Source organism: Bradyrhizobium sp. SZCCHNS1050 (assembly GCF_032484785.1).
Classification (GTDB): domain Bacteria; phylum Pseudomonadota; class Alphaproteobacteria; order Rhizobiales; family Xanthobacteraceae; genus Bradyrhizobium.
In genome coordinates, this window is the sequence record NZ_JAUETR010000001.1 from 507,820 (window position 1) to 522,210 (window position 14,391).

Consider the following 14,391-nt stretch of genomic DNA (forward strand, 5'->3'; position numbering starts at 1 on the left):
TCACGCTGACTGCGCGAGCCACACCGTCCCTGCAACCAAGGATGACGCTTCGCCCTGTAGCGTTCAAGCCCGACGATCAGGTCAATGCGCGGCCGCGCTCGCGACGCCGAGGTGCCGCTCCAATGGCGCCGGATCGGCCTTCAAGGCGCTCGACGGCGCGTCATGCACGATGGTGCCACGCTCCAGGATGACGACGCGGTCAGCCAGCGCGAGCAGCTTCTGCGCGTGCTGCTCGACGATCACGGAGCACAGGCCGCCGGCGCGGCTGATGGTGCCGATCGCGGCCAGCAGCTCCTCGACGATGATCGGCGCGAGGCCCTCGGTCGGCTCGTCGAGCAGCAGAACCTTGGGATTCAGGGTGAGCGCGCGGCCGATCGCCAGCATCTGCTGCTCGCCGCCGGAGAGCTGATTGCCGAAATTGTTGCGTCGCTCCTTGAGCCGCGGAAACATCTGGTAGACGCGCTCGATCGTCCAGGGTCCCGGCTGCGCCACCGCCGTCATGTTCTCCTCCACCGTGAGCGAGCGGAAGATGTTGCGCTCCTGCGGCACCCAGCCGATGCCGGCGCGGGCGCGCTGGTCGGCGCGAAGAGCCGTGATGTCGGTGCCGGCGAGCGCGAGCTTGCCGGAGAAGCGGCGGGTGACGCCGACGATGGAGTTGATCAACGTGGTCTTGCCAGTGCCGTTGCGGCCGAGCAGCGCCAGCACCTGGCCCTCGGGCAGCTTGAGCGACATGTTCGGCAGCACGACCGCCTGGCCGTAGCCGGCGCGAAGATTTTCAATCGCGAGCAGATCGGTCATCACGCGGCCTCGCCGAGGTAGACCGCCTTGACCTGCGGATCACGCGCAACCTCGTCGGGCGTGCCTTCAACCAGCAGAGCGCCGGAGACCAGAACCGAGATGCGGTCGGCGAAGGAGAAGACGAGGTCCATGTCGTGCTCGATCAGCAGCACCGTGACGTCGCGCGGCAGCGCGGCGACGGCGGCGAGGATGTCCTTGCGCTCGCCCTCGGGCACGCCGGCGGCGGGCTCGTCGAGCAGCAGCACGCGGGGCTTGGCGGCGATCGCGACCGCGATCTCCAGCAGGCGCTGCTTGCCATAGGGCAAGGTCGAGGTGCGGTCGTTCATCACGTCGAGCAGCCGGAAGCGCTCGAGCGTCTCGGCGATCTCGGCATTGATGTCGTCGCGCGTGCCCATGCGCCGCCACCAATTGCCGCCGCCGCCGAGCCGCTCGGAGACCGCAAGCCCGATGGTCTCCAACGGCGTCAGGTCGGGATACAGCTGGTTGATCTGGAAGGTGCGCGACAGGCCGCGCAGCACGCGCTTGTGCACCGGCAGATCGGTGATGTCCTGGCCTTCGAGCAGGATGCGGCCCGCGCTCGGCTCCAGCACGCCGGTGAGCTGATTGATGACCGTGGTCTTGCCGGCGCCGTTCGGACCGATCAGCGCGTGGCGCGCGCCGGGCGCGATCTGCAGCGACAGGTCGCGGGTGACGTGAAGGCCGCCGAAATGCTTGTCGAGGCCGCGGGTTTCCAATGCGTAGGTCATGGCGCCTCGTTATCGGTGAGGGCCACCGCGGCCTTGCGGCCGGCGATCTGGCGCAGGACGAGGTTGGGCAACCACAGCGCATAGGCGTGGATGCGGTGGCGGCCGACCAGCACGATGACGACCAGCACCAGGCCGATCCAGAACATCCAGTATTGTGGCGTGATCCACTGGAACAGTTCCTGCAACATCCGGAACACGGCGGCGCCGATCAGCCCGCCATAGAGATAGCCGGAGCCGCCGATGACCAGCATCAGCACCAGATCAGCAGAGCGCTCGAACGCGAACACGTCGAGCGAGGCGAGCGCCGTGGTCTGGGTGAACAGTGCCCCGGCAATGCCGGCATAGAACGCCGCGACGGTGTAGATCGCGATCAGGCGCTTGTTGACGGGAATGCCGACGGCGGCGGCGCGCAACGGATTGTTCTTGATCGCGCGCAGCGACAGACCGAAGGGGGAATGCACGATCGTCCGCGCCAGCAGGAACAGCACGAACAGCACCGCGAGCGCATAGAAGAACCCGGTCTTGCCGAACATGTCGAAGGCGAACACGCCGAAGATCGGCTGGATGTCGATGCCCTGGAGACCGTCGGTACCGCCGGTGATGTTGGAGAAGCGCTCCGCCAGCGCCTCCATCAACAGCGCGATGCCGAGCGTCACCATCAGCCGCGTCAGGTCGACGCCGCGGATGACCAGGAAGCTGGTGGCGAAGCCAAGCACGGTGGCGGCGAGGCCGGCCACGATCAGCGCCAGCACCGGCTCGTTGATGATGCCGTGCACCGAGAGCAGGCCCGCGCAATAGGCCCCGACGCCGAAGAAGGCGGCGTGGCCGAGCGAGACGATGCCGGCATAGCCGAGGATCAGGTCGAGCGAGAGCGCGAACAGCGCCAGCCGCAGGATCTCGGTCATGATCAGGTAGCGCGAGGGAAACGCCAGTCCGACCGCCAGCACGACGATCCAGAAGGCGAACTCGCTCCAGTGCCAGCGGCCATGCTGCCTGGCGTGAAATCCGACCTCGGTTTGTGCGTTCGTGGTCATGCGATCCTCACCGCGTCGCCGTGCGACCGAACAGGCCGTTCGGACGCCAGATCAGGATCACGATCATGATGGTGTAGATGACGAAGGGGCCGAGCTTCGGCACGTAGTATTTGCCGGCGACGTCGCCGATGCCGAGCAGCAGCGAGGCCAGGAACGGCCCGGTGATCGAGGACGAGCCGCCCACGGTGACCACGATCAGGAAGTAGATCATGAACTTCAGCGGGAAATACGGATCGAGGCCGAGAATCTCGGCGCTGAGCGCGCCGCCCAGGCCAGCGAGCCCGCAGCCGAACGCGAAGGTGAAGGCGAACACCTGCGGCACGTTGATGCCGAGGCCGCTCGCCGCGCGGGGATCATCGACGGCGGCGCGCAGTCGGCTGCCGAACCGGGTCTTGGAGAGCACCAGCTGCAGCCCCACCGTGAGCAGCCCGCAGATCACGATGATCATCAGCCGATAGCGGCCGATGCCAACGCCGAAGATGTCGAACTGGCCCTGCAACACATCGGGCAGATTGATGAAGATTCGCGAGGAGCCCATGATGTAGTCGACCGCGGCCACCGTCATGAAGACGAGCCCGATCGAGAACAGCACCTGGTCGAGATGGCTGCGCGCATAGAGATGCTGATAGAGCGTCCGCTCCAGCAGCGCGCCGATCATGGCGCTCGCGACGAAGGCCAGCGGCAGCGCCGCGAAGAACGGCCATCCCATCCGGTTGACGAGCACGGCGCAGACATAGCCGCCGGCCATGGCGAAGGCGCCATGGGCGAGGTTGACGAAGTTCATCAGGCCGAGCGTCACGGCGAGCCCGCAGGCCAGCACGAACAGCAGCATGCCGTAGGCGACGCCGTCGAACAGGTTGGTGAGGATGGCGGTCATTGAAGTGTACGTCGGTCCCCGGTCCTATCCCTTCCAGGGAAGGGCACACATGTCACGCTTCGCTCGGTCTGCGCCTCCCCCGCGTGCGGGGGAGGTCGGATCGCATCGAAGATGCGATCCGGGTGGGGGAACTCTCTGCACACGACCAGCGCGCCGCGGGGCGCCCCCACCCCAGCCCTCCCCCGCAAGCGGGAGAGGGAGCGGCACCTGTCGTGCCGCGCGTCCCTCGATGACGCCTATCGCGTCACTTCTTGGCCTTGCCCGGATCCTTGACGGCGTCGAAGGTCTGGAACTCGACGTTGTAGAGCTCGCCGTCGACCTTCTCGACCTTGCGGATGTAGACGTTCTGAACGATGTCGCGCGTCTCCGGATCGATCGAGATGGGACCGCGCGGGCTCTCCCACGCCATGCCCTTCATCGCAGCAATCAGGGAATCGCCGTCGGTCTTGCCACCGGTCTTCTTCAGCGCCTCGTAGATCAGATGGATGCCGTCGTAGCCGCCGACCGCCATGAAGCCTGGACGGCTGTTGAACGCCTTCTTGTAGGCCGCGACGAACTCCTTGTTCTTCGCCGACGGATGCGCCGCCGAATAGATGTGCGCGGTGACGGCGCCGAGCACGGCGTCGCCCATGTCGTTGAGCAGGTCGTCGTCGGTGACGTCACCCGGTCCGATCACCTTGATGCCGCTCTTGTCGAGGCCGCGCTCGGCATATTGTTTCATGAAGTTGCCGCCCTGGCCGGCCGGCACGAACACGAACATGGCGTCCGGCTTGGCGTCCTTCATGCGCTGCAGGAAGGGAGCGAAGTCGGGGTTCGCCAGCGGAACCTTGATTTCCTCGACGATCTCGCCACCGCCAGCGGTGAAATGCTCCTTGAACGAGGCCAGCGCGTCGTTGCCGGGCGCATAGTCCGAGGTCAGCGTGGCGACCTTCTTGATGCCGTTCTTGACCGCCCAGTCGCCGATGATGGTGGAGGACTGCGGCAGCGTGAAGCTGGTGCGGACGATGTAGGGCGACTTCTCGGTGATGATGGAGGTGCCGGCCGCCATGACGACTTCCGGGATCTTGCCCTGGGTGGCGAGCGGCGCGGCGGCGAAGGCCGCCGGCGTCACGCCGAAGCCGGCGATCACGTTGACCTTGTCGTTGACGATCAGTTCCTGCGCCAGACGCTTGGTATTGTCGGGCAGCGCCGCGTCGTCCTTGAGGATGACCTGGATCTTCTTGCCGGCGACGGTGTCGCCGTTCTGCTGCATGTACAGCTTGATCGCGTTGTCGATCTGCTTGCCGGTCGACGCCTGGCCGCCGGTCATCGGCACGATCAGGCCGATCTTGAACACGTCTTCGGCCCGCGCCGCACCCGACGCGAGCGCAGCCGCGGCAAGAGCCGCACTGGCGAGCGTCAGTGTCTTGTTTCGCACGAACATTGAAACTACCTCCCTGGTCGGATCAGGACCGCAGCCCCCGGCCATTGTTGTCTTAACCGTGCGATCTCGTTCGCGATATCGCGGGCGCATCGCTGCGGACTCGGGACCCCGTTGTCAATGGCGATCATGGGAGGCTTCGTGAACGGTAGGTTTCCGCAACGGACCACCAATCCGTGATAGGTATATTAATACCCCAATCATCGAACGGCCAAATTTTGCCAATTGATGGCAAGTCGTTAGGGTCCGGGCCGCGGATCTCCCGCAGCACGAAAGGTCCCCCGTCAATGCCGGCCAGACACCCCCACCGGACCAGACTGTTTCCGGCCGCGATGATGCTTCTGGCCATGGCTGGGCCGATCCTCGCCGGCTGCTCGTCGATCAATGAGAAGGTCGGCGCGGGGATGGGCGACCTGATGCCGCAATGGGCCGGCGGCCTGCCGGCCGGTGCGCCGCCCCGTCCAGGAACCCCGGAATACGACCGTTTCATGCAGGAGCGCGAGCGGCAGCGGCAGATGCCGGCCGCCGAACGCGACAAGGAGACGCAGTCGAACGCCAACGCGCAGGCGACCGTCCCCGGCCGCTGACGGGCGGTCGCGACATCAATCCATGAAGACGACGGTCTTGCGCCCGTTGAGGATGACGCGATCCTCGAGGTGATAACGGATCGCCCGCGCCAGCACGCGCCGCTCGATGTCGCGGCCCTTGCGCACGAGGTCCTCCGGCGTGTCGCGATGGCTGATGCGCTCGACATCCTGGTCGATGATCGGACCCTCGTCGAGATCCCGGGTCACGTAATGAGCTGTGGCGCCGATCAGCTTGACGCCGCGCTCATAGGCCTGGTGATAGGGTTTTGCGCCCTTGAAGCCCGGCAGGAACGAATGATGGATGTTGATGCAGCGGCCCGACAGGCTCGCCGACATCTCGTCCGACAGGATCTGCATATAGCGCGCCAGCACGACGAGATCGGTCTTCGTCTCATCGACCAGCTTCAGGATCGCCTGTTCCTGGTCGCGCTTGGTGTCCTTGGTCACCGGCATGTGGTGGAACGGGATGTCGCCGAAATCGAGCCCGGCATAGGTCTCGCGCGGATGGTTGGAGACGATGGCGGTCGGAATCATCGCGAGGTCGCGGGTGCGCCAGCGATAGAGGATGTCGACCAGACAATGGTCGAACTTCGACACCAGCAGCATCACCCGGCGCTGCCCGGCGCGGTCGCGCATCTGCCAGTCCATCGCAAAGCGCTCGGCGATCGCGGCGAAGCCGGTCTGCAGCGCCGGCAGGTTGACGGCGAGATCGGCGGCCGTGAACACCACCCGCATGAAGAAGTGACCCGTCTCGAAGTCGCCGAACTGCTGGGCATCGAGAATGTTCTGGCCATTGTGGGCGAGGAAGGTCGAAACGGCCGAGACGATCCCGGGACGATCCGGGCAGGACAGGGTCAGGACATATTGGTGGTCGGACATGGCGATGACGTACCGGGCGGATGATATGAGGGGAATGATGCGGCAGGCTTGGCGCCCGTTCGGGCCCTGCTCTACCACCCTCCGCGCGCTTGCGCCAACGCCCGGCGCGGGGGCAGGATGAACAAAACATCAACTCTCAAACTTCGAGCATCGCCATGGCTGACAGGCTGACCGGCAAGCGCATCCTGATCCTGGAAACCCGCGAGGAGGCGCAGTTCTCGCGACTGCTCGCCGAGCAGGGCGCCGACGTGCTGCAATGTCCGATGTTCACGATCGAGGATGCGCCGGACCCGGTGCCGATCGAGGCCTGGATCCGCCGCTGCATCGAGCGGCCGTTCGATGACGTGGTGCTGATGACCGGCGAAGGCCTGCGGCGGCTGATGACCGTGGTGCGCCGGATCGGCCTCCAAGCGGAGTTCATCGCCGCGCTCGGCAAAACACGCAAGTTCACCCGTGGCCCGAAGCCGGGTCGCGCTTTGCGCGAGCTCGGGCTCGAGCCGCAGGTCACGACCGAGAAGCCGACATCCGAAGGCGTGGCTGAGCTGCTGTCGCGCTACGATCTCCAGGGTCATCGGCTCGGCCTGCAGCTCTATCCCGACAAGGACCATTCGGCACTGATCGGCGCCATCAAGGCCGCGGGCGCCGAGGTCGATCCCGTGCTGCCCTACGTCTATGACGCCAAGGCGGCGGATGCGAACATCCTCACCGCGATCGACGAGATGATCGCCGGCAAGGTCGATGCGATCGCGCTGACGAGCTCCGGCCAGCCGCGGCGGCTGTTCGACGTGGCCAGGGCGCACGGCGTCGAGGCACGCCTGCGCGAGGGGCTGGCACGCACGCAGATCGCCTCGGTCGGGCCCGTGGTGACGGAGGAGCTGGCTGCGCATGGGCTGGCGCCGTCGATCACGCCGGCGGGCGAGGCCTATTTCATGAAGCCGCTGATTTCGGCGATGGCCACGGCGCTGGGCGTGAAAGTGCCACGCGCTTCACCAAACTAATGGTGTCGTCCCGGCGAACGCCGGGACCCGTACCGCGTGATGTCTGACATGGGCAAACGGCACATTCCGCGCGTCTCACAGCATTCGGTGGTTATGGGTCGCGGCTCAAGGCCGGGACGACAGCGGAGGGTTACGCTTGCGCGTGCCCCCTCTCCTGCAGGAACGCTTGATACGCGCGCGCGATGCCGTCCTTCAGCGACGTCGTCGCGCGCCAGCCGAGCGCGGCGAGGCGCGACACGTCGAGCAGCTTGCGCGGCGTGCCGTCTGGCCGCGAGGTGTCGAAGCTGATCCGTCCCTGATAGCCGACCGTTGCCGCGACCACACGGGCGAAATCGGCAATCGTGATGTCCTCGCCGGTGCCGATGTTGACCAGCCCGGCGTCGGAATAGGTCTTCATCAGGTGCACGCAGGCATCCGCCATGTCGTCGACATAGAGGAATTCGCGCCGCGGCGTTCCCGTGCCCCAGACGACCACCTCGGGCGCATCGGCGAGCCGGGCCTCGTGGAAACGGCGGATCAGCGCCGCGACGACGTGGCTGTATTCAGGATGGTAGTTGTCGCCGGGACCGTAGAGATTGGTCGGCATCACGTTGATGAAGTCGGCGCCGTACTGGCTGCGATAGGCCTCGACCATCTTGATGCCGGCGATCTTGGCGATCGCATAGGGCTCGTTGGTCGGCTCCAGCGGCCCGGTCAGCATGGCGTCCTCGCGCAGTGGCTGCGCGGCAAGCTTCGGATAGATGCAGGAGGAACCGAGAAACATCAGCTTCTCGGCGCCATTCACATGCGCGGCGTGGATGACATTGGCAGCAATGGCAATGTTGTCGTAGATGAACTCGGCGCGCAGCGTGTTGTTGGCGACGATGCCGCCGACCTTCGCCGCAGCAAGGAACACTACCTGCGGCCTGGCGCGCGCGAACCATGCGAACACCGCCGCCTGGTCGCGCAGATCGACCTCGCCACGCGGCACCGTGAGCAACTCGACGCCTTCGCTCGCCAACCGCCGCACCAGCGCGCTGCCGACCATCCCGCGATGGCCGGCGACGAAGACACGCTTGCCGCGGAGATCAAACGGCGTGGCCACTGCTCGCCTCCCGCCGCGCGGCGCACAGATCGCTGGCGACCATCTCCTTGACCAGTTGGGCGAAGCTCGTCCTTGGTTTCCATCCGAGCTTGTCGCGCGCCTTGCTGCAATCGCCGATCAAGAGGTCGACCTCGGTCGGTCGGAAATAGGTCGGGTCGATCCGCACCACCGCCTTGCCGGACTTGGCGTCGATCCCGGTCTCCTCGACCCCCTCGCCGCGCCATTCGATGCGGCGACCGACCTCGGCGAAGGCGAGTTCGACCAGTTCGCGCACCGAATGGGTCTCACCGGTCGCCAGCACGAAATCGTCGGGCGTATCGGCCTGCAGGATGCGATGCATGCCCTCGACATAGTCGCGCGCATGGCCCCAGTCGCGTTTGGCCTCGAGATTGCCGAGATAGATCGTCTCCTCCAGGCCGGTTTCGATGCGGGCGACGCCGCGGGTGATCTTGCGGGTCACGAAGGTCTCGCCACGGATCGGGCTCTCGTGGTTGAACAGGATGCCGTTGCAGGCGAACATCCCGTAGGCCTCGCGATAGTTCACCGTGATCCAGTAGCCGTAGAGCTTGGCGCAGCCATAGGGCGAGCGCGGATAGAACGGCGTGGTCTCCCGTTGCGGGATCTCCTGCACCAGGCCGTACAGCTCCGAGGTCGAGGCCTGGTAGAAGCGCGTCTGCTTCTCCATGCCGAGAATGCGAATGGCTTCCAACAAGCGCAGGACCCCGAGCGCGTCGGCATTGGCGGTGTATTCCGGACTCTCGAAGCTGACGCCGACGTGGCTCTGGGCGGCGAGATTGTAGATCTCGTCGGGGCGGATCTGCTGCACCAGCCGGATCAGGTTGGTGGAATCGGTCATGTCGCCGTAGTGCAGCAGGAACGGCACGTTGCCTTCGTGCGGATCCTGGTAGAGATGGTCGATCCGCGCGGTATTGAAGGACGATGACCGCCGCTTGATCCCGTGCACGGTGTAGCCGAGACCGAGCAGATATTCGGCCAGATACGCGCCGTCCTGGCCCGTGACGCCCGTGATCAGCGCCACGCGGCCGCTGCAATCCTTCCCCGCCATGCTCACTCCAACACCGTCGCGCCCCCTCGGGCCGAAGTTCCCGGCGAGCAGTCCACAGCCGAAGCCGCCGGTCAAGCTCAACGGAAAACAGGCGTTGGATCAATCCCGTATCGGCGCAACGAAAAGCAGGACCTAATCCCCGTAGCAGCGCAGGCGGTCGAGATCGAGCACCGTCACCCCGCCATACTCCACCCGCAGCAGGCCCTCGCGCTCCAGCGTCTTGAGACACTGATTGGCGTTCTGCCGCGACAGGCCCGACAGCGCGCCGATCTCCTCCTGGGTGATCTCCAGATGGCGGGTCGTATTCGGGTAGAGGATCGGATTGAACAGCGAGGCAATGCTGCGGGCGAGCCGCGCCGTCGCATCCAGCGTGCGGCCGACCTCGACGAGGCCAATGAACTGGCCGAGCCGCTCGTTGAGCTGGGTGACGAGGAAGCGGTTGAAGCCGACGCTGTTCTCGAACAGCCGCATGAAGGTCGGCCGCTCCATCAGCGCGACGCGCGTATCGCGCAGCGCCACGACGTCATAGCGGCGCAGCTCGTTCTTCAGCACGCTGCCCTCGCCGAACCAGGCGCCCGCCGACATGCCGGCGAATGTCGTCGCCTTGCCGCCGCGCGACACCGTGCTCATCCGCGCGAGACCGGTGACGATCCCGGTCCAGTAGTCGAATTGATCGCCGCGAAGGAAGATGTGCTCGTTGGCCGCAAACGACCGCTCGACGATGCCGGCCGCAGCCGTGTCGATTTCCTCGGGCTTCAGATGGCGGGACCAGGGCGCGATGCGCAGAAGGGTATCGGGAGAGATCAAGCCGGCATCTCGTCTCGTCGAAGCTCGCGGCGACCATATTGCATCGCAACAATCCTGCAGTGAATATTGCCTGGGAATTGTCAGGCGCAAGACAATTCCTGATAGCGCTTTCCCCTATCGAGGACCACCGTCTTCGACTCGCGCCTCTGGACACGGACGAGGCGCATCGAGATGCGGCAAAATGCGCCCGCCCGGGTGGCCCGTCATTCGTCGGATGGCGCGGAACCGATGCCCGGGATAGGATTGCACCCAATGCGACGAACTCAACGTCGCGCGACACGATGCCTTGAAGAGCGCGCCAAGCGCCGAAGACAGTTCGGGAGGACGACTTGGACTATACGTTGGAAGCGCGCGGAGTGTCGCTGCGTTTCGGTGGGGTGCGAGCCCTGACCGACGTCAGCTTCGGCGTGCGCGAGGGCGAGTTGTTCTCGATCATCGGCCCGAACGGCGCCGGCAAGACCTCGATCGTCAACTGCATCTCCGGCCGCTACAAGCCGACCGAGGGCCGCCTGTTCCATCGCGGCCGCGACATCACCGGCCTGCCACCGAGCGCGCGCGCCAACATCGGCATCGGCCGCACCTTCCAGAACCTCGCGCTGTTCCACCACATGAGCGTGCTCGACAATATCATGGTCGGGCGCCATCACCTGCTGAAGAACAATTTCCTCACCGGCTCTCTGTATTGGCTCACCGGCGCGCGGCGCGAGGAGCTGAAGCATCGCGAGAAGGTCGAGCAGATCATCGACTTCCTCGACCTGCAGTCGGTGCGCAAGGCGCCCGCCGGCACCCTCTCCTACGGTTTGCGCAAGCGCGTCGAACTGGCGCGCGCCATGGCGCTGGAGCCGCATCTGATCCTCCTCGACGAGCCGATGGCCGGCATGAACTTCGAGGAGAAAGAGGACATGGCGCGCTACATCGTCGACCTCAACGAGGAATTCGGCATGACGGTCGTGATGATCGAACACGACATGGGCGTGGTCATGGACATCTCCCATCGCGTCATGGTGCTCGATTTCGGCCGCAAGATCGCCGAGGGCGACCCGGCCGCCGTGCTCGCCGATCCTCACGTCAAGCGTGCCTATCTCGGCGAGGAGGACGAACTGCTGGTCGATCCCGACGAGGCGCCGTCCATCGCGGAGGACGCGGCATGATGGACTATGCGGGTCGCGTCAAGCAGGCCGACACCTATCCGAAGCTGCTACGGCTGAACGCGAAAGAGCACGGGACGGAGATCGCGCTGCGCGAGAAGAATCTCGGGCTGTGGCGCACCTTCACCTGGGCCGACTACCAGGCGCGCGTGCGCGATTTCGCGCTCGGCATGGTGGAGCTCGGCCTCGGCAAGGACGACGTGATCGGCATCATCGGCGACAACCGGCCGGACTGGGTTGCCGCGGAGGTCGCGACGCATGCGATCCGGGCCATGAGCCTCGGGCTCTATCGGGACGTGCTCGACGACGAGGCCGCCTACCTGCTCAATTACGGCGAGGCGCGACTGGTGTTCGCTGAGGATGAGGAGCAGGTCGACAAGCTGCTCAACCTCGCCGAGCGCGTGCCGGCGCTCAAGCACATCGTCTATTCCGATCCGCGCGGCATGCGCAAATATGACGATCCCAGGCTGCTGCCGGCGGACAAGCTCGCCGAGCTCGGCCGCAACCGGGCGGCGCGCGAGCCCGATCTCTACGACCGCATGGTCGATGCAACCGTCGGCGACGACGTCGCCATCCTCTGCACCACCTCGGGCACGACCTCGCATCCAAAGCTCGCGATGCTCTCGGCCGCGCGCGTGCTCAAGCATTGCGCCACCTATCTCGCCTTCGATCCCAAGGGACCGGAGGACGAATACGTCTCGGTGCTGCCGCTGCCCTGGATCATGGAACAGGTCTATGCGCTCGGCAAAGGTCTGCTCTGCCGGATGAAGGTCAACTTCGTCGAAGAGCCCGATACGATGATGAACGACTTCCGCGAGATCGCGCCGACCTTCGTGCTGTTCGCACCGAGGGTGTGGGAGCAGATCGCGGCCGACGTCCGTGCCGCCGCCATGGACGCCTCGCCGCTGAAGCAGCGGCTGTATCATCTGGGCATGTCGACCGGCCTTGCCGCGCTGGAGAGGGGCCAGCATTCGAGCCTTGCCGACATGCTGCTGTTCCGGGCACTGCGCGACCGGCTCGGCTTCACCCGGTTGCGCTCGGCCGCCACCGGCGGCGCCGCGCTCGGGCCCGACACGTTCAAGTTCTTCCGCGCCATGGGCGTGCCCTTGCGCACGCTCTACGGCCAGACCGAGCTGCTCGGGGCCTACACGCTGCACCCGGCCGACAAGGTCGATCCGGACACGACGGGCGTGCCGATGGCTGAGGACATCGAGATCAAGATCGACCAGCCCGACAGCCAGGGGATCGGCGAGATCCTGGTACGCCATCCGAACATGTTCCTGGGCTACTACAAGGCCCCGGAAGCCTCGGCCGCCGACGTCAAGGACGGCTGGATGCATTCGGGCGACGCCGGCTATTTCAACGAGGCGAAGCAGCTCGTCGTCATCGACCGCATCAAGGATCTCGCCGAGACCGCGCGCGGCGAACGCTTCTCGCCGCAATATATCGAGAACAAGCTGAAGTTCTCGCCGTATATTGCCGAGGCCGTCGTGCTCGGCGCCGGCCGCGAGCATCTCGCCGCGATGATCTGCATCCGCTACTCGATCATCTCGAAATGGGCGGAGAAGAACCGCATCGCGTTCACCACCTACTCCGATCTCGCCTCGCGCAACGAGGTCTACGCGCTGTTGCAGAAGGAGGTCGAGACCGTCAACGCCCACCTGCCGCCGGCGCAGCGCATCGCCCGCTTCCTCCTGCTCTACAAGGAGCTCGACGCCGACGACGGCGAGCTCACACGTACGCGCAAGGTGCGTCGCAGCGTCATCAACGAGAAGTACGCCGATATCATCGACGGCATCTATGGCGGCAAGCCTGCCATCCCCGTCGATACCGTCATCCGCTTCCAGGACGGCACCACCCAGCGCATCCGCACGACGCTGAAGGTGGTGGATCTGGGTGGACATGGCGCCATGGCGGAGGCCGCGGAGTGATGCGCCTTCTGCCACATGAGGTCGTCATGCGCGGGCTTGACCCGCGCATCCATCCTCTTCCGAAAATCTCCTTCGCGATGGATCGCCGGGTCAAGCCCGGCGGTGACGAGTGAGAACGATCATGAACACCGCCTTCCTCATCCAGCTCCTGGTCAACGGCCTCGTCGTCGGAACGCTCTATGGCGTGGTCGCGATGTCGTTCGTGCTGATCTACAAGGCGACCCAGGTCGTCAATTTCGCGCAAGGCGAGCTGCTGCTGATCGGCGCCTGGGTGTGCTGGGCATTGCTGACGAAATATCAGGTGCCGTTCTGGGTCGGCATGCCGCTGACGCTGGTCTTCATGTTCGCGTTCGGCATCGCGATCCAGGTCGTGATCCTCCGTCCGATGATCGGGGAGCCGATCATCTCCGTCATCATGGTCACGATCGGCCTTTCGACCGTGTTTCAGGCGGCGCTGAAATGGATGTTCGGCGTCAACCCCCAGCCGTTCCCGCCAGTGTTCGCCAGCACGTCCGTCGACCTGTTCGGACTTCAAATCCAGACGGTCTACGTCATGAGCCTCGTGGTATCGGTCCTGATGATGCTCGGCATGGCTTGGTTCTTCAAGGCCTCCAAATATGGCCTGGCGATGCGGGCGACCGCCTTCGACCAGCAGGTCGCGCAGTCGCTCGGCATCTCCGTCAAGAACGTGTTCGCGATGGCCTGGGCCATCTCGGCAACGGTCTCGGCCGTGGCCGGTGTTGTCGTCGCCGTGGTCAACGGCGTCTCCTCCGGCCTGTCGGCCTACGGCATCAAGGTTTTTCCGGCGGCGATCCTCGGCGGCCTCGACTCGGTCGGTGGCGCCGTGCTCGGCGGCATCATCATCGGCCTCCTCGAGAACATCGCGCAGTATGTCGACAGCCAGTATCTGCACTGGGGCAATCTGTACGAGATCGCGCCATTCTACGTGCTGATCATCATCCTGATGATCAAGCCCTACGGCCTGTTCGGCACCAAAGACATCGAGCGGATCTGAA

General features: G+C 65.3%; 14 protein-coding genes. 5 read left to right on the forward strand and 9 right to left on the reverse strand.

The genetic code is table 11. The features are described 5' to 3' along the window. Positions 1 to 81: 81 nt before the first annotated feature. From QX094_RS02295 to QX094_RS02315, 5 genes are all read right to left on the reverse strand, one after another. Complete coding sequence (locus QX094_RS02295; RefSeq protein WP_315712901.1) at positions 82 to 798, reverse strand: ABC transporter ATP-binding protein; 717 nt, start codon at positions 796 to 798, stop codon at positions 82 to 84. Next, positions 798 to 1,544: an ABC transporter ATP-binding protein gene (locus QX094_RS02300; protein WP_315768765.1), complete on the reverse strand. Its 747-nt coding sequence runs from the start codon at positions 1,542 to 1,544 to the stop codon at positions 798 to 800. Before QX094_RS02300 ends, QX094_RS02295 begins: the two co-directional genes overlap by 1 nt. Further along, positions 1,541 to 2,578: a branched-chain amino acid ABC transporter permease gene (locus tag QX094_RS02305; RefSeq protein ID WP_315753588.1), complete on the reverse strand. Its 1,038-nt coding sequence runs from the start codon at positions 2,576 to 2,578 to the stop codon at positions 1,541 to 1,543. Before QX094_RS02305 ends, QX094_RS02300 begins: the two co-directional genes overlap by 4 nt. 7 nt (positions 2,579 to 2,585) lie before the next feature. Continuing rightward, on the reverse strand, positions 2,586 to 3,455 hold the full coding sequence (locus QX094_RS02310) for a branched-chain amino acid ABC transporter permease (RefSeq protein WP_315753586.1): 870 nt from the start codon (positions 3,453 to 3,455) through the stop codon (positions 2,586 to 2,588). 244 nt (positions 3,456 to 3,699) lie between these two features. After that, a complete protein-coding gene (locus QX094_RS02315; RefSeq protein WP_315753584.1) occupies positions 3,700 to 4,878 on the reverse strand; it encodes an ABC transporter substrate-binding protein in 1,179 nt (392 codons plus the stop codon). Positions 4,879 to 5,222: 344 nt separating this feature from the next. Between QX094_RS02315 and QX094_RS02320 the strand changes: the two genes are divergently transcribed. After that, positions 5,223 to 5,462: a hypothetical protein gene (locus QX094_RS02320; protein ID WP_315753582.1), complete on the forward strand. Its 240-nt coding sequence runs from the start codon at positions 5,223 to 5,225 to the stop codon at positions 5,460 to 5,462. 15 nt (positions 5,463 to 5,477) lie between these two features. Here the strand turns inward: QX094_RS02320 and purU are convergent, their stop codons facing one another. Next, positions 5,478 to 6,341 (reverse strand): formyltetrahydrofolate deformylase, encoded by an 864-nt coding sequence (gene purU / locus QX094_RS02325; protein WP_315738990.1) that lies wholly within the window; start codon positions 6,339 to 6,341, stop codon positions 5,478 to 5,480. A gap of 155 nt (positions 6,342 to 6,496) precedes the next feature. Here purU and QX094_RS02330 point away from each other — a divergent pair, with 155 nt between their 5' ends. After that, the gene (locus QX094_RS02330; protein ID WP_316187625.1) at positions 6,497 to 7,339 is read left to right on the forward strand and encodes a uroporphyrinogen-III synthase; all 843 of its coding nucleotides are present in this window, start codon (positions 6,497 to 6,499) and stop codon (positions 7,337 to 7,339) included. A gap of 130 nt (positions 7,340 to 7,469) precedes the next feature. Here the strand turns inward: QX094_RS02330 and QX094_RS02335 are convergent, their stop codons facing one another. The 3 genes from QX094_RS02335 to QX094_RS02345 form a co-directional block, all read right to left on the reverse strand. Next, on the reverse strand, positions 7,470 to 8,423 hold the full coding sequence (locus QX094_RS02335) for a GDP-L-fucose synthase (protein WP_315753578.1): 954 nt from the start codon (positions 8,421 to 8,423) through the stop codon (positions 7,470 to 7,472). Continuing rightward, positions 8,407 to 9,489 carry a GDP-mannose 4,6-dehydratase gene (gmd, locus tag QX094_RS02340; protein WP_315768775.1) on the reverse strand — a complete coding sequence of 361 codons (1,083 nt, stop codon included), beginning with the start codon at positions 9,487 to 9,489 and terminating at the stop codon, positions 8,407 to 8,409. The genes QX094_RS02335 and gmd overlap by 17 nt, the downstream gene beginning before the upstream one ends. A gap of 132 nt (positions 9,490 to 9,621) precedes the next feature. Continuing rightward, positions 9,622 to 10,296, reverse strand: coding sequence for a Crp/Fnr family transcriptional regulator (locus QX094_RS02345; protein WP_315753574.1), 675 nt, complete (start codon positions 10,294 to 10,296; stop codon positions 9,622 to 9,624). A gap of 329 nt (positions 10,297 to 10,625) precedes the next feature. On the opposite strand from QX094_RS02345, the gene QX094_RS02350 reads away from it, so the two are divergent. The 3 genes from QX094_RS02350 to QX094_RS02360 all read left to right on the forward strand — a co-directional run bounded on the left by QX094_RS02350 (position 10,626) and on the right by QX094_RS02360 (position 14,390). Next, the gene (locus QX094_RS02350; RefSeq protein WP_315712912.1) at positions 10,626 to 11,447 is read left to right on the forward strand and encodes an ABC transporter ATP-binding protein; all 822 of its coding nucleotides are present in this window, start codon (positions 10,626 to 10,628) and stop codon (positions 11,445 to 11,447) included. After that, a complete protein-coding gene (locus tag QX094_RS02355) occupies positions 11,444 to 13,375 on the forward strand; it encodes a long-chain fatty acid--CoA ligase (protein WP_316187626.1) in 1,932 nt (643 codons plus the stop codon). The genes QX094_RS02350 and QX094_RS02355 overlap by 4 nt, the downstream gene beginning before the upstream one ends. A 121-nt stretch (positions 13,376 to 13,496) precedes the next feature. Next, positions 13,497 to 14,390 carry a branched-chain amino acid ABC transporter permease gene (locus QX094_RS02360; RefSeq protein WP_316169711.1) on the forward strand — a complete coding sequence of 298 codons (894 nt, stop codon included), beginning with the start codon at positions 13,497 to 13,499 and terminating at the stop codon, positions 14,388 to 14,390. Position 14,391 lies beyond the last annotated feature (1 nt).

What these genes read in the sequence shown, in the direction of transcription:
- QX094_RS02360 (WP_316169711.1), top strand. Translation starts at nt 13,497, where the DNA reads ATGAACACCGCCTTCCTCATCCAGCTCCTGGTCAACGGCCTCGTCGTC.
- gmd (WP_315768775.1), bottom strand. Translation starts at nt 9,489, where the DNA reads ATGGCGGGGAAGGATTGCAGCGGCCGCGTGGCGCTGATCACGGGCGTC.
- QX094_RS02295 (WP_315712901.1), bottom strand. Translation starts at nt 798, where the DNA reads ATGACCGATCTGCTCGCGATTGAAAATCTTCGCGCCGGCTACGGCCAG.
- QX094_RS02305 (WP_315753588.1), bottom strand. Translation starts at nt 2,578, where the DNA reads ATGACCACGAACGCACAAACCGAGGTCGGATTTCACGCCAGGCAGCAT.
- QX094_RS02330 (WP_316187625.1), top strand. Translation starts at nt 6,497, where the DNA reads ATGGCTGACAGGCTGACCGGCAAGCGCATCCTGATCCTGGAAACCCGC.
- QX094_RS02320 (WP_315753582.1), top strand. Translation starts at nt 5,223, where the DNA reads ATGGCTGGGCCGATCCTCGCCGGCTGCTCGTCGATCAATGAGAAGGTC.
- QX094_RS02300 (WP_315768765.1), bottom strand. Translation starts at nt 1,544, where the DNA reads ATGACCTACGCATTGGAAACCCGCGGCCTCGACAAGCATTTCGGCGGC.
- purU (WP_315738990.1), bottom strand. Translation starts at nt 6,341, where the DNA reads ATGTCCGACCACCAATATGTCCTGACCCTGTCCTGCCCGGATCGTCCC.
- QX094_RS02355 (WP_316187626.1), top strand. Translation starts at nt 11,444, where the DNA reads ATGATGGACTATGCGGGTCGCGTCAAGCAGGCCGACACCTATCCGAAG.
- QX094_RS02315 (WP_315753584.1), bottom strand. Translation starts at nt 4,878, where the DNA reads ATGTTCGTGCGAAACAAGACACTGACGCTCGCCAGTGCGGCTCTTGCC.
- QX094_RS02310 (WP_315753586.1), bottom strand. Translation starts at nt 3,455, where the DNA reads ATGACCGCCATCCTCACCAACCTGTTCGACGGCGTCGCCTACGGCATG.